The organism is Halomonas sp. R57-5, assembly GCF_900070345.1.
In the GTDB taxonomy this organism is placed as follows: domain Bacteria; phylum Pseudomonadota; class Gammaproteobacteria; order Pseudomonadales; family Halomonadaceae; genus Vreelandella; species Vreelandella ventosae_B.
Genome location: NZ_LN813019.1, coordinates 1,120,283 through 1,138,148 on the forward strand (window position 1 = coordinate 1,120,283; position 17,866 = coordinate 1,138,148).

Here is a 17,866-nt window from a genome sequence, read left to right on the forward strand (position 1 = left end):
TCAACTACCTCTGGGGCCGTTCCGCTATCACCCTGTCTAATGCCTGCTGCATCAGCGTTACCAAGCGTTGGTCGGTGGCTTGGTTTATGGCAAAGTATAGCGAAGATTCACTGAGAGTGTGTATCGGGATTAAATCATCTTTAGGATAACCTTCCGACTCAGCTATCCAGGCAGCCACCTCTTCACTGTAAGCCCATAAATCAACGCGCCCACGGGTCAGCATATTGAGCGCGCTACGGTTATCAATGGCCGGTACCAGTAGGCGTTCAGGGTAGCCCGCTTCTAATAGCGCTTGGGCGCCAATATCTTCCCGAATGACCGCTATGCTCAAGCCGCGATCAATCGCCTGTGGCAAAGACTCAATCGTCACCGGTGCGTCGCGATGAGCAAGCAGTACGACCCGATCTTGAGCAATCGGCCCCMCCCAGTGAAAATTGCTTTCTCTGGCTGGGGTGCGAGTGGTGGAGAACAGCACCGTGTTAGGCTGACTTAGCGCCAGCTCATAGCCGCGAATCCAGGGGTAGTTGCGGACGTCATGGCGGCTGAGAGGTGTCTTGGTGGCCGCAAAAATAGCCTCCAACAAATCAATTGATATACCGGTTAATTGTTGATTATCGATATAGTTATAGGGCGGGTACTCTTCAGTAATAAAGGTTAATGCCGCCAAGGTGTCGGGCTCATCAGCCTGTCCGCTTGCGACGATTGCCAGCCAGAGGCATAGCGCGGCCATCAACCCGGTTAAGGGTTGTCGGTACACTGGCCGTAGAGATGGCTGGGCTAATCCCATCGCAGTTCTATCCGTATTACTGATCAATCAATCAAACTTAGAGCAACGCTGGTCGGCTGTCACCTCTAATCTGCCAACGCAAGCCGTGGCATTTTGCCGGTTCCACCTGCTAGGCTTACGGCTTCCCTTGTGAGAGAAAGCTAATGCTGCCTGCTAACACTGTTAAGGCGACGGATGGCTACGCATCGCGTCGAGAAATTTTCGGCTGGGCGATGTTTGATTTTGCCAACCAGGCCTACACGCTACTGATTATTACTGTGGTATTTGGCGAGCTGTTTACCACCGTCATTGTGGGCGATCGGGGCGATAACTTCCGGCTTGCTAACTTCTTATGGAGTCTGGCCTTGGCGGTTAGTTATCTGATGGTGGTGATCACGGCGCCGCTGTGCGGCGCCGTGATGGATTACCGGGCAGAGAAAAAGCGCTTTCTGCTGATCAGCTATCTTGCCACCGTCGTCACCACGGCGATGCTTTATTTTGTTGAACCGGGCTATGTCATCATCGGGCTGTTACTGATTGTGCTGTCCAACTACGCTTATTCAATGGGGGAGTCGTTTATTGCCGCTTTTTTACCCGAGCTTGGGCCGCCGCAATCGCTGGGCAAAATTTCCGGTTTTGGTTGGGCGTTAGGTTACATCGGCGGTTTATTTGCGGCTGGCTTCACCCTGGTGGTGCTAGGCGAGGCCAGCGCGGACAACTTTGAGCGCATCCGCTGGGTAGGGCCCTTCGCTGCCGGATTTTTTCTGATTACCGCTATTCCGACTTTTTTATGGCTAAAGGAGCGTGGTACGCCCCAGCCTCGTGGCGTCTCTTATCGGCATATTGCTCTCAATCGCGTCACAACCACTTTTCACGAGTTGCGCCACTTTAAAGACCTGACCGTATTTCTGATTTCGCTGCTGTTCTCGATGGCCGGGGTCTACATCATCATCGCGTTCGCCTTCATTTATGGCGCTCAAGTGATTGGTTGGGATGAAAGCGTGCGCAATATCATGTTCATTATTGTCCAAATTACCGCTGCGGCAGGGGCCCTGGGGTTTGGCTGGATACAGGATCAGCTAGGCGCCAAACGTACTTACCAAATGACCCTGGCGCTATGGGTGCTGGCGATTATTGCTATCTGGGCAACGCCTGAACTTACCCAGTGGATCAACGGCCGTTTTGACCTGGAGTGGCAGGCCCAGCACCTGTTTCTGTTGGTTGGCTGCCTGGCGGGGCTTAGCCTAGGTTCTAGCCAGTCGGCAAGCAGGGCGCTGGTGGGGTTGTTTTCGCCCTTGGCTAAATCAGCAGAGTTTTTTGGTTTCTGGGGGTTGGCAAATAAGCTAGCGGGGGTATTAGGCATTGTCATGCTGGGTGTCCTGCAAACGCTGATTGGCTTGCAAGCGTCTATTCTACTCTGTGTTGCCTTGTTCGTTATCGCTATGCTGATTTGTGCCAGGGTCAACGAGCGCCGTGGCCGGGAGGCGGCACTCGCCTGGGAAGCCAAACAGTCCTAGCAACCATAAGGCTTGAAAGGGCGTCCTGACCTCAGTGAGGTGGAGTATGGCAACGCACATGGCAAGTCAAACGGCCCAGCGCGGTAGTATCGTTATGATGCTGCTGTTTTGGGTACTGTTAATGGCGGTGGGCACTTGGTGGATTCACGGTGGCCTGGAAAAAATGATGCGCCCCAACGCGAATATTGTGCATACGCTGCCTGCGGGTGAGCCGGTTACCTTACAGCGTAACCGTGCCGGGCATTTTGAGGCGCCTGGGCGCATCAATGGCACGCCGGTGACCTTTTTACTCGACACGGGTGCCACTTATGTGGCGGTACCGTCTGAGCTAGCCGACGAGCTCGGTTTGCAGCCTGGGCGTAGCGCTTGGTTTAATACCGCCAATGGCCGAGTCGAAGGCACTTTAACCGAACTGGCTGAGGTTTCCCTGGGCGGACTAAAAGTGCAGAATGTCCAGGGTTCAATTAGTCCCGGCATGGAGCGCGACACCGTACTTCTCGGCATGAGCTTTTTGAATTTATTGTCGATTGAAATACAGGCGGGCGAGATGGTATTGAGCCTTCCCGAGCAGTGAGTTCAAGTGGTGAGTGTGGGATTGATAGATTGGCCGGAAGCTTAAGGCAAAAAAGGCAGACCTCTGRGGGTCTGCCTTTTTGGTATGCTTTAGTCATCGTTACTCAATCATACATTACTCAAGGGTGTCGTTTCCTTCACCGGGCGGCGCCTTATAATGCCCCGGGATTTTCAACTTTTCCCCATTGGGCAGGTCGCGCACTTGGGTTGGAACGTAAACACGTTTAATGACACTTTTCGTTTTGCTACTTCCCATTGCAGGTTCCTCCTGTCAAATTGTCGACAGTTAGCGCTTTAACATTAGCTCCCGCAGGTGCGAGAATCAAGTGTTAGGGCGAACGTATTCATCAATAAGCGTGGTTGTAAAGACAGAAGCGGGTGTTTTGATGGTTTTGAGTTATCCTGAGTGTCAATAATGGGCGCCTGCGTTGATATTGGGTAAGCGGGTGAGAAAATAAACAGCCTAAGCGGAGTGCATAAAGAGGATGGTAGATCATTTGGAACAGCAATTTCAGGCGCTTGAGTCGCAAGAGTCTGTAATGCCTGACTATCCCGATCAAGATCATGTCTTGATCATTGAGGATGACCAGCGTTTAGCCGAGCTTACCCGTGATTACTTGGAAGCGAATGGCTTCCAAGTAACGCTGGAAGCTGATGGGGCTAAAGGGGTCGAGCGTATTTTAACCCTGCAGCCCGATCTGGTGATTTTAGACTTAATGCTGCCAGGGGAGGATGGCTTGGCGATTTGCCGCCGGGTTAGACCCAATTTTGCCGGCCCGATCATGATGCTGACCGCGCGCACCGATGACCTTGACCAGGTGTTGGGTCTTGAAATGGGTGCTGATGACTATGTACCGAAGCCGGTACAACCGCGAGTGCTGCTGGCGCGTATGCGCGCGCTGCTGCGCCGCGCCGACGGGCCAGCCCCGGACGGCGAAATGCGGCTGCGCTTTGAAAATCTGGAAATCGATAACGCCACCCGCGAAGCCTGGCTGTCGGGGGAGCGAATCGATTTAACCAGCGCCGAGTTCGRCCTGCTTTGGCTACTGGGCCGTAACGCTGGCCGTGTGCTCACCCGTGAAGAGATATTTAGCGACTTACGGGGTATTAAGTACGACGGCCAAGACCGCTCTATTGATGTACGCGTATCGCGCATACGTCCCAAGATTGGCGATGATCCTAACCAGCCCCACCGGATCAAAACCGTGCGCAGTAAAGGTTATCTCTTCGTCAAGGACAGTTGATCATTCAGAGGGACAGCATCATGCGGCGGGTGCTCAGTAACGGCTCGTTTTTACGCTTCTATTTGTTGCTGGGCATCGCGCTACTCGTGGTGTTTATGATCGCGTTAGCGGGGCGCTCCTTTATCGAACAGGTGCGCCGCGAAGACTACCGTGAGCAGCTTGCCGCGCTACCCATGTCGCTGATGACGCAGCAGCTCGCCGACGCGCCGCTAGCCCAGCGAAATGTTTTGCTTGAACGTTTTTCACAACAGCTAGATGTGCAGCTGACCCTACAGCCTATTAGCAAGGCGGACTTGGACTATTTTGAGCGGTCTCGCCTGGAGCAGGGCAAAATACTGGTCGCCGAAAGCCCCTGGCTATTGCAACAGCGCCTGCCCGGCGACACATGGCTGCTGCAAGCGCGCCTGGATGACTGGAGCGAGCATCAGTGGTATGGCAGCATTGAGCTGCTAGGTGAGTGGCTCGCCGCAGCGCCCGCGCAAGCGCGAGACGACCGTATCGCCGAACTGCGTCCTGGAAGCTGGCCACTGCAGCTTTTATCGTCGTTGCCTGCGGGGTTGACCGTGCAGCAGCAGGGCCAACTGGCCAGCGGGCACGTTATCACCCGGCTACTCTCCGATAAGCTGTCGATTACCCTGCTCTATCAGTTGCCTGGCGAGTCGCAATGGCTGCAAGCGGGKCCCATATCCCGCGGCGACACCTTGCCGCTGAATTTGCACTTACCCCTTCTGGTGGGGCTGATGATCGTGCTCAGCCTGATTATCTATTTGATTATGCGCAGTATTGAAGCCCGTATGGCGCGCTTGGAATTGGCCGCCACGCGGATCGCCAGTGGCCGCTTGGAAACCCGTGTAAAGGTCGAGAGCGGTGACTTTTTAGGCCGCTTGGGCATGGCGTTCAACGGCATGGCCAATCAGGTGCAGAGCCTGCTGCGCGGTCAACAAGAGATGATCCGGGCGGTTTCCCACGAGCTGCGAACCCCGGTAGCGCGCATTCGCTTTGCCGTGCAAATGGTCGAGGATATGACCGACCAGCCCGCCATTCGCCGCCAGCTTCAGGGCATTGATGCGGATATTGCTGAACTCGATGAACTGGTCGATGAAATCCTCACCTATGCCCGCCTGGGTGGCGAAACGGTGAACGGCGCCGAGCTAGAAACAGCACTGGTGGAGTGTCGGGCCATGGCCGAACGGGTGATCGATACGCTGTCGCCGCTACACAAAGGTTTAGCGCTGGCGCTTGCCCCGTGCCCTGAAATCGAACTGATGGCGGAGCCGCGCTATCTCCAGCGCGCGGTACAGAATTTAGTCGGTAACGCCTGTCGCTATGCTAAGTCCCAGGTGGTGATTCAACTCTGGGATGAGCCCAATCTGGTGCGTATCGATGTCGAGGATGACGGCCCCGGTATTCCGCCGGAAGCGCGGGCGGATATCTTCAAACCCTTTGCCCGATTGGACGACAGCCGCGCCCGCAGCTCCGGTGGCTATGGGCTAGGGCTTTCGATTGTGCAGAAAATCATGGCCGGGCACGGCGGTAGCGTGACCATCGATACCAGCCCGACTTTGGGCGGGGCACGCTTTACGCTGCTGGTTCCGCGTCGCGATCCGCCGGCTTAACCCCCGTTAGCACTGCAAAGGAGGTCTCCCGCGCAGTGCGTAAGAAATCCTGCATCCATGGCGCTTCTCGGGTCTCTTCGCGAATCGCCGCATACAGCGTGCTCCATACCCCCTGCTCACCCAGTTTCACCGCACAGACGTAATCGCGCTCTAAATACTCGGTTAGCGCCCAGTTGGGCAGTGCGCAGACGCCGCGCCCGCTGGCCACCAGTTGCATCATCATGATCGTCAATTCGGCGGTGCGTATCTCCTTGGGGCGCACATTCGCTGGCTGCAAAAATTGGGTAAAAATATCCAGCCGCGACTGCTCAACAGGGTAGGTAATTAAAGTTTCATCGGCCAGCGCCTGGGGTTCTATAAAGCCCCCACCTGCAAAAGGGTGCTGACGGGCGACGGCCAATAAGCCTTCATAGCGAAACAGCGGCGCGTAGTGAATGCCCTCAAGGGGCTGGGGGTCGGCGGTGATAACGAGATCTAGCTGCTCGCGGGCAAGCGCTGGCAGCGGGTCGAAGTGGTGGCCACTAGGGATATCGATCTCTACTTCCGGCCAGTGATCGCGAAAATAATCCACCGTCGGCATTAGCCACTGGAAACAGCTGTGGCACTCAATGGCCATATGTAAACGGCCCTGTTCGGTGCCTGCAAGGCGCGCCAAATCACGCTCCGCCTTACGGACTTCCGGCAGTACCTGGTCAGCCAGGGCGAGCAGGCGCAGCCCCGCGCGGGTGAATTCCACCGGGCGGGTTTTGCGCACAAACAGCGCGCTGTCGACGCGGCTCTCAAGATCTTTGAGCTGGTGTGATAACGCCGATTGGGTCAAATGCACGCGATCGGCAGCATCGACCAGAGAGCCGGTTTCGCGCAGCGCCAGCAGCGTGCGAAGGTGTCGTAACTCAATCATGTAGTGGCTCAATCATTGTGAGTATTGTTCATCTTTACTATTAGAAACTTTAGTTTGATTCATCGGGTTGCGGTGCCCAGACTGTGTGAAATTATTCACGTTGGTAGGGTTCATCATGACAGTTTCTCATATTCTCGGCTATCCCCGCATCGGCGCCCAGCGCGAGCTTAAAAAGGCCACGGAAGCGTACTGGAAAGGCGAGTGCACGCGTAGCGAGCTGGAAAGCACCGGCCGTGCGTTGCGCTTACGTCACTGGCAGGCGCAGCAGGATGCCGGGTTGGATTTAGTGAGCGTGGGCGATTTCGCCTTTTACGATCAAGTGCTTAACGTTTCAGTGGCGCTGGGGGCGGTGCCTGACCGCTTTAACGCCCAAGCAGAGGTGGCTGACGGCAAGGTCGACCTTGATACTACCTTCCGCATGGCCCGGGGGAGAGCGCCCAGCGGTGAGCCCGCCGCGGCGTGTGAAATGACTAAGTACTTCGATACCAACTACCACTACCTGGTCCCCGAACTGCACGCAGGGCAAACCTTTACCCTGGCGTCTAACCGTCTATTTGATGAAGTGGATGAAGCGCTACGCGCAGGATTTACCCCCAAGGTAACGCTAACGGGGCCGCTAACCTGGTTATGGTTAGGCAAAACCAAGGGGGATGACTTTGACCGCCTGACGCTACTCGACAGCGTACTCAACGTGTATGGCGAAATATTAGCGCGGCTTGCTACCCAAGGCATCGAGTGGGTGCAACTGGACGAACCTGCCCTGGTGCAGGATCTACCGCTGGCGTGGCAGCAGGCCTATGAGCGCGCCTATCATCGCCTTCAGTCAGCGCCGCTAAAACTGTTGCTGGCTACTTACTTCGGTGGCTTGGGGGACAACCTCTCGCTGGCGACCCGCTTGCCCGTGGCGGGTTTGCACATTGATGCCGTGCGCGCGCCGCAGCAGGTAGAAAGCGTGATTGACCGCCTTGGTCCGCACCAGGTGCTATCGGTGGGGTTTGTTGATGGCCGCAACATCTGGCGGGCCGATTTGGCTGCCTTGCGCGAACGCCTGCTGCCGTTAAAAGTACGCCTGGGCCAGCGGCTCTGGCTGGCGCCGAGCTGTTCGCTACTCCACGTGCCGGTGGATTTAGCGCAGGAGAGTGATCTTGATGGTGAGCTAATCAGCTGGCTGGCCTTCGCACGGCAGAAGCTTGACGAGGTGGTGACCCTGGCGCGCTTGATCGATAACCGCGTCACGCCTGTTGATGAGCAGCGTCTGGATCAGGCCACTCGGGCCTTGGATGCCCGGCGCGAATCAACCCGTATTCACCAATATGTGGTCAGCCAGCGTTTGGCAGCGGTTAGCCCCGCCGATAGTCAACGCCAGGCGCCTTATCCTGTCCGCGCTGAGGCTCAGCGACGGGCGCTTAAGCTGCCGCTATTTCCCACCACCACGATTGGTTCTTTCCCGCAAACCGATGATATCCGTGCCGCCAGGCGCGCTTTTAAAACCGGCGAGCTAGCGCTAACCGGCTACGAAGCCCGGATGCAGGCCGAGATCGCTTACGCCGTTGAGCGCCAGCAAGCACTGGGCATTGATGTCCCGGTGCACGGCGAGGCCGAGCGCAACGACATGGTGGAGTACTTTGGCGAGCAGCTTGACGGCTTTGCCTTTACCCGCTTTGGCTGGGTGCAGAGCTACGGTTCACGCTGCGTAAAACCACCGGTCATTTTTGGTGATGTATCGCGGCCTGCACCGATGACGGTGCGTTGGAGCGAGTATGCCCAAACCCTGACCGACAAACCCATGAAGGGCATGCTTACAGGACCAGTGACGATTCTGCAGTGGTCGTTTGTACGCGATGACCAGCCGCGGGAAACCACCTGTCGTCAGATCGCCCTGGCACTGCGCGATGAGGTAGTAGACCTGGAGAAGGCCGGGATCAAGATTATTCAAATCGATGAACCGGCGCTGCGCGAAGGATTACCCCTGCGTCAGCATGAGTGGCAGTCCTATCTGGACTGGGCGGKGGAGAGCTTCCAGCTAAGCGCCGCGGGTGTTGGCAATGCCACTCAGATTCATACCCATATGTGCTACTCGGAGTTCAACGACATCATTGGCGCGATTGCAGCCCTTGATGCCGATGTGATTACCATTGAAACGTCGCGCTCGGATATGCACCTGTTGGATGCCTTTCAGGACTTCGCTTACCCCAACGAAATCGGCCCAGGGGTTTACGATATCCACACCCCCAATATTCCCGAGGTGAGCTGGATGGTCGATTTGATGGAGAAAGCCTTGGAAAAGATCCCCGCTGAACGGCTATGGGTAAACCCGGACTGCGGCCTAAAAACCCGTGGCTGGGCAGAAGTAGAGCCAGCGCTGGCCAATATGGTGGAAGCGGCTAAGGTGTTACGTCAACGATACGCTTGAGTTTTCGCAGGCCAGAATCAAACCCGCTGCATTAAGCAGCGGGTTGAGTATGAGCGCTAACTTTTCGATGCCTTGCTTATCAGTGCCTAGCTTTTCGAAGCATAGGCGTAGAGCAGCGTTTCCTGGGCGCTGATCGCATCGGCTTCACCTGGGTCTTGTAGCTGATAGCTGCCGTCTGTTTGCAGCAGCCAACTCTGGCAGTTATCCACCAGGTAAGTTTCGAGATCCTTACGCACCCGAGTGGCGAGCTTCTTATCCAGCAGCGGAAAGCAGGTCTCTACACGATGGAACATATTACGCGACATAAAGTCCGCGCTAGAACACCAGGTCTCCGACTTGCCGTCATTGTGGAAATGGAATACCCGGGTATGCTCCAGCAGCCGGCCAATAATCGAGCGCACGCGAATGTTGTCAGAAACGCCAGGTACCCCCGGTTTCAAACAGCACATGCCACGAATAATTAAGTCGCACTCGACCCCCGCCTGGGAGGCTCGGTAGAGTGCTTTGATAAGCTTGGGCTCGGTTAACGAGTTGCACTTAATAATGATATGCCCGCGCTTACCCTTGCGCGCTATCTGCGCCTCGCGCTCAATCATTGCCACTAGCCGCTCATGTAGCGTGAACGGCGCGTGCAATAGCGTGTCGATTTTGCGCGCCCGGCCCATCCCCGATAGCTGCTGAAAAACTTTATGCACATCGGCACACAGCGCTTTATTGGCGGTCAGCAGGCTGTAGTCGGTATAAAGTTTGGCGGTTTTAGAGTGGTAGTTGCCGGTGCCCAGATGGGCGTAGTAGCACAGTTCCCCTTTCTCGCGGCGCACAATGTGCAGCATTTTGGCGTGGGTTTTGTAGGCCATAATACCGTAAACAACGATCGCTCCGGCTTCTTGCAGGCGAGAAGCCAACTGTAGGTTATCGGCTTCATCAAAGCGTGCGCGCAGCTCAATGACCACGGTGACTTCTTTCCCCTGGCTGGCCGCTTCTACCAGGGCATTAACAATAGCCGAGTCGGCACCCGTACGGTAAAGGGTCTGCTTCACCGCCAGTACATGGGGGTCACGGGCAGCTTCGCGCAGCAGGTCTTCAATCGGCGTAAACGACTGGAAGGGGTGATGGAGCAAAATGTCGTTCTTGGCAATAGCGTCAAACAGGCTACCCGCCTTAAGCGCTTTGGGAATGCTTGGGGTGAACGGCCGGTAGAGCAGTTCGGGACGGTCCACATCGCCTAGCACCGACATCATGCGGGTTAGGTTGACCGGCCCCTTGACGCGATACAGGTCGTCGCTCTCAAGCTCAAACTGGCGCAGCAAAAAGTTGATTAAGTCATCCGGGCAGCTGTCGGCGACTTCCAGGCGCACGCCGCTGCCGTAGCGGCGCGCCAGTAGCTCACCGCGCAGCGCCGAGGCGAGATCCGAGACCTCCTCTGGGTCAACGCTCATATCCGCGTTGCGGGTCAGCCGGAATTGGTAGCAGCCACGCACGCTCATGCCAGGAAACAGCTCCTCGGCATGGGCATGAATCATCGACGACAGAAAGACGTACTCGGAAAAGCCCTCTTCGCATAGCTCTTTAGGCAGTGCCATGAGACGCGGCAGCGAACGCGGCGCGGGTAGAATCGCCATACCACCGGCGCGGCCAAAGGCATCCTTACCCTCTAGCTCAACAATAAAGTTAAGGCTTTTATTGACCAGGCGCGGAAAGGGGTGCGAGGGGTCAAGCCCGATTGGGCTGATAACCGGCATGATTTCATTATCGAAGAACGCCTTAACCCAGGCCTTCTGCTCATCGGTCCACTGATCGCGGCGCCGAAAGCGTAGCCCGTGGGTTTCCAGCGCGGGCAGTAAGGTGTCGTTGAGTATCTGGTACTGGCGATCGATTTGCGCGTGAGCAAGCTGCGCGATCTCCGCCAACACCGCCTTGGGCAACCGACCATCGGCGGCGGTGGTGTCGTCGCCCAGGGCAATCTGATGCTTCAAGCCCGCCACTCGGATCTCGAAGAACTCATCCATATTGGAGGAGAAAATCAGTAGAAACATCAGCCGGTTGAGCAGCGGGTGAGCGTCGTCTAAGGCTTGCTCCAACACCCGGATATTAAACTGGAGATGCGATAGCTCGCGGTTAAAGTAGAGCTGGGTGTCGTCCAGGTCGGTTTCAGGCTGCGCTTCACGCGCCTGAACGCCGGTTGGAGTACGGTTAATCCGTAGCGGCATATCGCCATCGCTGCTGGTGTGATCAGTAGACGATAGTGGTAATGAATCTGATGCTTGCTCGTCCATGGTGGATCTCCCCGCGTTGATAGCTCGAAGGTATCATAGCCTGATACTGGTATATCAGTGCAGTATGCGGGGAGAAGATGACAAACAGGTGTCACCTGGTTGTCATCTTAGCGTTGCTGAAGTAAACGCGCGGCATCGAGGGCAAAGTAAGTCAGAATGCCATCCGCGCCTGCTCGCTTGAAGCACATCAACGACTCCAGTATCACCGTCTCCGCTTCCAACCAGCCGTTATCGAAAGCGGCGCGGTGCATGGCGTACTCGCCACTGACTTGGTAAGCGAAGGTGGGCACCTGCAGTTCGCTTTTTACCCGCCGCACGATATCCAAGTAGGGCATGCCGGGTTTGACCATCACCATATCGGCGCCTTCGGCGATATCCATGGCCACTTCGTGGAGCGCTTCATCGCTATTGGCGGGGTCCATTTGATAGGTGCGCTTGTCCGCTTTGCCTAAGTTGGCAGCTGAACCGACCGCATCGCGAAAAGGCCCGTAGTAGTGCGATGCGTATTTGGCGCTGTAGGCCATAATACGCACGTTGTGCAGGTGCTCTTGCTCTAATACCTGACGAATCGCGCAGATCCGCCCATCCATCATATCGGAAGGGGCCACGACGTCGGCACCGGCTTCGGCATGGGAAAGCGCCTGTTTGAGCAGCGTGTCCACCGTGCGGTCATTCTGTACGTAGCCGTGCTCATCAAGGATACCGTCCTGGCCGTGGCTGGTATAAGGGTCAAGGGCCACGTCGGTGATAATGCCTAAGTCGGGCAGAGCTTCTTTAAGGGCACGCACGCTGCGTTGAACTAAGCCGCTAGCGCTATAGGCCTCTTCGGCAAGCTCACTTTTATGCTCGGGGCCGACCACAGGAAACAGTGCCAGCGCCGGGATGCCCAGTGCATACGCCTCGCGGGCTTGCTCGATTAACAGGTCGATCGAGAGCCGCTCAACGCCGGGCATGGAGGCGATGGTTTCGCGCTGATTTTCCCCCTCTAGTACAAACACCGGCAGAATCAGGTCGGATGGGGTTAGGCTGTTCTCCTGCATCAACCGGCGTGAAAAATCATCGCGGCGCATACGGCGCATACGCGTGGCGGGAAAATGGCGGGCAGTGGGTGTACTCAAGGTGTCTCTCCATTAGAAGTAGTAAAGATCAGGTAACGTGAACATTAAGGATCGTAAATAAACATGCCTGAAGGCCTGGAGGGAGTATATCAGCCATGCCTTGCGGCGAAAGCCGCCTTGTGACAACACGACAGAGTGTCTAAAGTGAGCGATTGCTTTGCTGTATTGCCTTCGGCAGACCCTGGGATAAGGAGATAGGCATGACCAAACAGGTGGCAGTGATTTTAGCCGGCTGCGGCGTTTACGATGGTTCGGAAATCTATGAGACCACGCTGACGCTGCTGCGCCTGGATCAGTTGGGGATTGATTACCGCTGTTTTGCCCCGGATATTGAGCAGCACCATGTGGTTAACCACCTCACCCAAGAAGTCGTTGAGGGCGAGCAGCGTAACGTGCTGCTGGAGTCTGCCCGCTTGGCACGGGGCGACATTAGTCCATTGAACGAATTAGTGGCGGACGATTTTGATGCTGTCATTGTCCCCGGTGGTTTTGGCATCGCCAAGAACCTGTCGGACTTTGCCAGCGCCGGTGACGATATGCAGGTGTTAGAGGCACTAAAAGAGGCGCTGATAGGCTTTCGACAAGAAAACAAGCCGATTGGTTTGATGTGTATTGCGCCCGTCATTGTGCCCCGCCTGTTTGATGACGGCATTGCGGTAACGGTGGGCAATGACCCAGCGGTTTCCGGGGCAATTAGCGCCATGGGCGGGCTTCACCGGAGCTGTGGGGTAGAAGATATCGTAGTGGATATTGAACACCGCGTGGTGACTACGCCAGCCTATATGTTGGCAACGCGAATCAGCGAAGCTGCAACGGGCATTTTTAAGCTGGTAGACCGCATCAATGAAATGATGGATTTAACCACTGAGTAAATAAGTGCAAGCCATTTAAAAGCCGCCGCCATCATTGATGGCGGCGGCTTTTTTAATGACTTATCAGTCAATTGTCTGCGCTATACATCGGCCTCTTGATCTTCAGCAGCCTCTTGTTCCTGTTTGCGCTTACGCACCAGACGGCCAAACAGCAGCCCAACTTCATAAAGCAGGTACATCGGAATCGCCAGCAGGCTCTGAGAAATCACGTCTGGCGGGGTGAGTAGCATACCCACCACGAAGCAGCCTAGCAGAATATAAGGGCGCTTTTTAGACAGGCTCTCTACCGTGGTAGCGCCAGAAAGAATAAGTAAGAAGGTCGCAATGGGGATTTCAAACGCCACGCCAAAGGCAAAAAACAGCTTAAGAACGAAGTTCAGATACTGGTTAATGTCGGTCATGACAGCGACATTTTCCGGCCCGGTTTGGGTGAAAAACTCGAATAGCAGTGGAAACACCACGTAATAGGCAAATGCCGCGCCGCCGTAGAACAGCGCAATGCTTGAAACCAGAATCGGAATCGCCAGCGCTTTTTCATTGTCGTAAAGCCCCGGGGCGATAAACGCCCAGGCTTGGTGCAGTACGAAGGGAATAGCGATAAACACCGCCACCACCAGGGTGAGTTTGAACGGCGCCAAGAACGGCGACGCGACTTCCGTAGCGATCATCTGCGAGCCTTCAGGCAGAAGCGCCATTAACGGCTCGGCAACAAAGGTATAGATATCATTGGCAAAGGAGTAGAGGCCCAAAAAGACCACCAAAATCACGATCACGGCACGCATTAGCCGCGAGCGTAACTCGATCAGGTGCTCAATCAGTGGGGCTTGGCTCTGTTCTTCCCGCGGCTCCTTTGAATCGCCAGACATACTCATTGGTGATTACGATCCTTTTCAGATTCAGCCGTATTGGGTGCAGCCGATTCAGGTTTAGCCGTTTCAGGTTCTGCTTCGCGGGCGGGCGCTGCCGGGGCGGGCGTTGAAGAGGGCGGAGGCGTTTCTTCACGCACCGTTTGCAGGGCGTCATCCAGTCGAGCGCTGGCCTTGGCAACCCGCTGCTCCGTGTCGCTCTGCGCTGCCTGGGTCGACGGCGTATCAGAAGGCATGGCGTCAGCACCCGCGGGGGCATCGGCAATACTCTCTACGTCCAGCTTGGCTTTCTTCAAGCTGTCATCGAGCTTCTGTTGCTGCTCGTTAAGCTTTTGACGTAGCTCTTCTGCTTCCAGCTGGGCGCTGATTTCACGCTGCATACCGGATACCGTGCGCTTGATTTTGCCAATCCACATGCCCGCCGTTCGAGCAGCGCGGGGCAGGCGCTCGGGACCCAGTACCAACAGCCCGACGACACCAATCAGCATCAGTTCAAGAAAGCCGATATCCAGCATGGTTTATTTGCGCTCTTCGTTATGGACATCCGAAGAGCGGTTTTCAGCCGCTTTTTTCTCTTCGGCCTGAACGTCATAAGTGTTGCCTGGCTCTTCATGGCTCACTTTGGCATGGGGCTGGTCGGCCTCCTCTTTATCAGACTCTTTATTTTTCTCTTCGTCGTTGATGGCTTTCTTGAAGCCCTTGACCGCACCGCCCAGGTCGGTGCCCACGTTACGCAGTTTTTTGGTGCCGAAAACCAGGATGATAATGCCCAGCACAATCAGCAACTGCCAAATACTAATACCACCTAACATATGCGTTTCCTCATGGATGGTTAACGATCTTTTTAACACTAGCCCAGTTTCGACGAGCCTTAATTGCTAAGAGCAGTATTACATTACGTGCGTTACCACTATGCGACAGTAGTGACCGCTATGGCTGGCGGGAAGCCTTTTCCTCGTGTCCGGAAATGCCAACGCGCCGTGCCAGTTCGTCTAAAACAGCTTGATGATCCATCCCCAGGTGCGAAAGCATCACCAGACTATGAAACCACAGGTCCGCGGTTTCAGAAATCAACGCCTGGCGTTCAGCCTCTCCACCTTGCTCGGCGTCTTTTGCCGCCAGCACTGTTTCGGTCGCTTCTTCGCCCACCTTTTCGAGTATCTTGTTCAAGCCCTTATGATGCAAGGAGGCAACATAAGAATCTTCCGCCGCTGCATGGCGCCGCTGCTTTAATACCTCATTGAGAGTATCTAGTACATTGGCACTGTTTGTCGAAAAAGTATTGGTCGACAAACCATTAGGCGATGATGCATTGCTGTCCATGGGAATCCTTGTAAACGTTTAGTGCGTCGCTCTTTTGTTGTTCAGACCGTTGTTAAGATTGTTGTTTAGTTGGGTGTTCAGCGATGGCTTATTGCCACACCAACAGCAGTAGCCCGATGGCGGCAGCTGCCAGTATCGGCCACTCCTGGAGCGCAATCCAACCGCTTAATGGCTGCCAGGCCAGGGCCACCGCCAGTAGAATCAAACCAAGCCTTAGGCGATAAAGGCGCTTGCCCTGGCGCGCCATCTGCACGCGCATGGCGTTGATCGAATCGACCTGCTGGTGGCGCTGGCGATGTTCGTGCTCCATCCGGCTGAGCGCCTGGTGAGCCAAAACGGGGAGTTCGGGCAACTGGTGGGAAAGCTCCGGCGCCTGACGCTTTAGCGACTCCCATAAACCGCTGACCCCTGCACGCTCTTTCATCCACTGCTCTAAGTAGGGCTTGGCGGTGCTCCACAGGTCTAAATCCGGATAGAGTTGGCGCCCCAGGCCTTCAATATTGAGCAGCGTTTTCTGCAACAAGACTAGCTGCGGCTGCACTTCCATATTAAAGCGTCGTGCGGTTTGAAACAGCCCCAATAGCACCTGGCCGAAGGAGATATCTTTCAACGGCTTCTCTAAAATCGGTTCACAAACGGTGCGAATCGCCGCTGCGAATTCATTGGCGCGGGTATTTTCACCCACCCAGCCTGACTCAATGTGCAGCGCAGCGACTTCGTAATAGTCCTGGTGGAAAAACGCCAGTAGGTTGCGCGCCAAGTAGTCCTGGTCTTCCCGGGTCAGGCTGCCGACGATGCCGCAGTCGATGGCAATATACTGGGGGTCTTCGGGGTTGTCACAGTTTACGAAGATATTGCCTGGGTGCATATCCGCGTGGAAGAAGTTGTCACGGAATACCTGGGTAAAGAACAGCTCGACGCCGCGCTCGGCGAGCTTTTTCAGGTTGGTGCCCCGGGCAATCAGGGTATCTAAATCGGCGACTGGAATACCGCGAATGCGCTCTTGCACCATCACGTGACGGCGAGTGAAGGGCCAGTAGATGGTGGGGACAAACAGCAGCGGTGAGTCTTTGAAGTTACGTTTGAGCTGCGAGGTGTTGGCGGCTTCTTTATAAAGATCCAGCTCGTCAAATAATGTAGCTTCGTAGTCGCGAATAACTTCCACCGGGCGCAGGCGACGCGCCTCGGGGATTTTGGAGCATAATTTGGCGACTTGATACATCAGCGCCATATCCTGACGCATCACGCGATCAATGCCGGGGCGAATAATTTTCACCACCACGTCTTCACCGCCGTGCAGCCTTGCCGCGTGCACCTGGGCAATCGACGCCGAGGCTAATGGCACTCGGTCAAACTCCGCAAAGGCCTCTTCCAGCGACATTTCCAGGGCTTTCTCAACGCGGGCGGCAGCTTGTTCTCCAGGGAATGGCGGCACCTGATCCTGCAGTCGTTTCAGCTCATCGGCGATATCGGCCGGCAGCAGGTCGCGACGAGTCGAGAGCATTTGGCCGAATTTAATAAAAATCGGCCCCAGTGCTTCCAGGGACAGGCGCAGACGTTCGCCCCGGGAGCGCTTGCCAACGGGGATCAAGCGTAGCGGAGAAAACCACAGCAGTGCCCGGAGCCACCAGGGCAGCCGCTCTAACGGCAGCAGCGTGTCCAGTCGGTGGCGGCTGATCACCCAGCTTATCCGTAGCAGGCGCAGGCTCATGGGCGCGTCTCCTGTGGCGCAGGCTGAAGCTTTTCTAGTCGTCGCTGTAAGCGGTTTAGGCGCGCTTCCAGGCGATCGGTCGCCACCTCTAACTCAGTCAGGTGGTCGCGGAGCAGGCTACGTTGCTGCGGCCCGGGCAGCAGGCGTGCCTCTTCAAAGACATATTCAGACACATCCTGCATCAGCTCGTCTTTGGCGCGCAGCCCCCATCGGGCAGCGCGGCGCAGGCCTTCGGCCAGCGAGTGGGCGGGCATATCGCCCAGCCAGTGGGCCAGCTCGCTCTCCCAGTCGATGTCCAGGTCGAAGAGCAGGTCGCGAGTGGCTTCAAGCAGATGGATACGCCCGCGCACCGCCAGCTTGCCGTCAAACATAAGGCGTTCAATCGAAGCGCCGCTGATCCACTCGGAGAACGTTTCCGGGGTGAGCTCGACCACTGCGTCTACGTCGGTTTCATCAACGTCATCGCCGCGCATCAGGTCGAGCCCGGCGTAATGGTAGTGAATGACCAGCGCTAAGTGAGGCTGTTCGAGGCGCACCAGTAGACGGCTGCCCGCCAATGCCGCTAGCCGTGCAGGGGCCGCAGGGTCACGGGCGAGGAGGGCGTTGAGCGTGCGTTCACAACCGGCCAGCAGCAGGGTCGGGGTTACCAGCATGCTGACCTCTTGGTGGA

At 56.1% G+C, this 17,866-nt stretch carries 16 protein-coding genes; 6 read left to right on the forward strand and 10 right to left on the reverse strand.

Annotated features, from left to right (window positions below; all coding sequences use genetic code 11):
* Positions 1-4: 4 nt before the first annotated feature.
* Positions 5-787 (reverse strand): substrate-binding periplasmic protein, encoded by a 783-nt coding sequence (locus HALO_RS05030; protein WP_231896811.1) that lies wholly within the window; start codon positions 785-787, stop codon positions 5-7.
* 143 nt (positions 788-930) lie between these two features.
* Here HALO_RS05030 and HALO_RS05035 point away from each other — a divergent pair, with 143 nt between their 5' ends.
* The 4 genes from HALO_RS05035 to HALO_RS05050 all read left to right on the forward strand — a co-directional run bounded on the left by HALO_RS05035 (position 931) and on the right by HALO_RS05050 (position 5,716).
* Positions 931-2,283 (forward strand): MFS transporter, encoded by a 1,353-nt coding sequence (locus tag HALO_RS05035; protein WP_035585544.1) that lies wholly within the window; start codon positions 931-933, stop codon positions 2,281-2,283.
* A 58-nt stretch (positions 2,284-2,341) separates the two neighbouring features.
* Positions 2,342-2,857, forward strand: coding sequence for a retropepsin-like aspartic protease family protein (locus tag HALO_RS05040; protein WP_035585755.1), 516 nt, complete (start codon positions 2,342-2,344; stop codon positions 2,855-2,857).
* Between the two features lie 484 nt (positions 2,858-3,341).
* A complete protein-coding gene (locus tag HALO_RS05045; protein WP_050713136.1) occupies positions 3,342-4,100 on the forward strand; it encodes a response regulator in 759 nt (252 codons plus the stop codon).
* A 20-nt stretch (positions 4,101-4,120) separates the two neighbouring features.
* On the forward strand, positions 4,121-5,716 hold the full coding sequence (locus HALO_RS05050) for an ATP-binding protein (protein ID WP_035585540.1): 1,596 nt from the start codon (positions 4,121-4,123) through the stop codon (positions 5,714-5,716).
* Here the strand turns inward: HALO_RS05050 and HALO_RS05055 are convergent.
* Positions 5,679-6,617 carry a LysR family transcriptional regulator gene (locus HALO_RS05055; protein ID WP_035585538.1) on the reverse strand — a complete coding sequence of 313 codons (939 nt, stop codon included), beginning with the start codon at positions 6,615-6,617 and terminating at the stop codon, positions 5,679-5,681. The genes HALO_RS05050 and HALO_RS05055 overlap by 38 nt on opposite strands.
* 115 nt (positions 6,618-6,732) lie before the next feature.
* Between HALO_RS05055 and metE the strand changes: the two genes are divergently transcribed.
* Entirely contained in the window at positions 6,733-9,030 is a 2,298-nt protein-coding gene (gene metE, locus HALO_RS05060; RefSeq protein ID WP_050713137.1) for a 5-methyltetrahydropteroyltriglutamate--homocysteine S-methyltransferase, read from the forward strand.
* Between the two features lie 86 nt (positions 9,031-9,116).
* Here metE and ppk1 read toward each other — a convergent pair whose 3' ends face one another.
* Both ppk1 and hemB read right to left on the reverse strand, forming a co-directional pair.
* Positions 9,117-11,306, reverse strand: coding sequence for a polyphosphate kinase 1 (ppk1, locus tag HALO_RS05065; protein WP_035585534.1), 2,190 nt, complete (start codon positions 11,304-11,306; stop codon positions 9,117-9,119).
* A gap of 107 nt (positions 11,307-11,413) precedes the next feature.
* Positions 11,414-12,424 carry a porphobilinogen synthase gene (hemB, locus tag HALO_RS05070; protein WP_035585532.1) on the reverse strand — a complete coding sequence of 337 codons (1,011 nt, stop codon included), beginning with the start codon at positions 12,422-12,424 and terminating at the stop codon, positions 11,414-11,416.
* A gap of 200 nt (positions 12,425-12,624) precedes the next feature.
* Between hemB and elbB the strand changes: the two genes are divergently transcribed.
* Positions 12,625-13,296, forward strand: coding sequence for an isoprenoid biosynthesis glyoxalase ElbB (elbB, locus tag HALO_RS05075; RefSeq protein ID WP_035585530.1), 672 nt, complete (start codon positions 12,625-12,627; stop codon positions 13,294-13,296).
* Positions 13,297-13,376: 80 nt separating this feature from the next.
* On the opposite strand, the gene tatC is transcribed toward elbB, so the two are convergent.
* The 6 genes from tatC to HALO_RS05105 all read right to left on the reverse strand — a co-directional run bounded on the left by tatC (position 13,377) and on the right by HALO_RS05105 (position 17,849).
* The gene (tatC, locus tag HALO_RS05080; RefSeq protein WP_035585528.1) at positions 13,377-14,168 is read right to left on the reverse strand and encodes a twin-arginine translocase subunit TatC; all 792 of its coding nucleotides are present in this window, start codon (positions 14,166-14,168) and stop codon (positions 13,377-13,379) included.
* Positions 14,165-14,677 (reverse strand): Sec-independent protein translocase protein TatB, encoded by a 513-nt coding sequence (tatB, locus tag HALO_RS05085; protein WP_035585525.1) that lies wholly within the window; start codon positions 14,675-14,677, stop codon positions 14,165-14,167. The genes tatC and tatB overlap by 4 nt, the downstream gene beginning before the upstream one ends.
* 3 nt (positions 14,678-14,680) lie before the next feature.
* A complete protein-coding gene (gene tatA / locus HALO_RS05090; RefSeq protein ID WP_035585522.1) occupies positions 14,681-14,974 on the reverse strand; it encodes a Sec-independent protein translocase subunit TatA in 294 nt (97 codons plus the stop codon).
* A 118-nt stretch (positions 14,975-15,092) separates the two neighbouring features.
* Complete coding sequence (locus tag HALO_RS05095) at positions 15,093-15,485, reverse strand: phosphoribosyl-ATP diphosphatase (protein ID WP_050713138.1); 393 nt, start codon at positions 15,483-15,485, stop codon at positions 15,093-15,095.
* An 88-nt stretch (positions 15,486-15,573) separates the two neighbouring features.
* Entirely contained in the window at positions 15,574-17,196 is a 1,623-nt protein-coding gene (ubiB, locus tag HALO_RS05100; RefSeq protein ID WP_035585520.1) for a ubiquinone biosynthesis regulatory protein kinase UbiB, read from the reverse strand.
* Positions 17,193-17,849: a ubiquinone biosynthesis accessory factor UbiJ gene (locus HALO_RS05105; protein WP_035585518.1), complete on the reverse strand. Its 657-nt coding sequence runs from the start codon at positions 17,847-17,849 to the stop codon at positions 17,193-17,195. The genes ubiB and HALO_RS05105 overlap by 4 nt, the downstream gene beginning before the upstream one ends.
* Positions 17,850-17,866: the final 17 nt, after the last annotated feature.

Bases quoted from the DNA above. Each gene is read 5' to 3' on its own strand.
- HALO_RS05040 (WP_035585755.1), top strand. From the start codon at position 2,342: ATGGCAAGTCAAACGGCCCAGCGCGGTAGTATCGTTATGATGCTGCTG.
- tatA (WP_035585522.1), bottom strand. From the start codon at position 14,974: ATGTTAGGTGGTATTAGTATTTGGCAGTTGCTGATTGTGCTGGGCATT.
- tatC (WP_035585528.1), bottom strand. From the start codon at position 14,168: ATGAGTATGTCTGGCGATTCAAAGGAGCCGCGGGAAGAACAGAGCCAA.
- HALO_RS05035 (WP_035585544.1), top strand. From the start codon at position 931: ATGCTGCCTGCTAACACTGTTAAGGCGACGGATGGCTACGCATCGCGT.
- tatB (WP_035585525.1), bottom strand. From the start codon at position 14,677: ATGCTGGATATCGGCTTTCTTGAACTGATGCTGATTGGTGTCGTCGGG.
- ppk1 (WP_035585534.1), bottom strand. From the start codon at position 11,306: ATGGACGAGCAAGCATCAGATTCATTACCACTATCGTCTACTGATCAC.
- HALO_RS05055 (WP_035585538.1), bottom strand. From the start codon at position 6,617: ATGATTGAGTTACGACACCTTCGCACGCTGCTGGCGCTGCGCGAAACC.
- ubiB (WP_035585520.1), bottom strand. From the start codon at position 17,196: ATGAGCCTGCGCCTGCTACGGATAAGCTGGGTGATCAGCCGCCACCGA.
- HALO_RS05095 (WP_050713138.1), bottom strand. From the start codon at position 15,485: ATGGACAGCAATGCATCATCGCCTAATGGTTTGTCGACCAATACTTTT.
- HALO_RS05105 (WP_035585518.1), bottom strand. From the start codon at position 17,849: ATGCTGGTAACCCCGACCCTGCTGCTGGCCGGTTGTGAACGCACGCTC.
- elbB (WP_035585530.1), top strand. From the start codon at position 12,625: ATGACCAAACAGGTGGCAGTGATTTTAGCCGGCTGCGGCGTTTACGAT.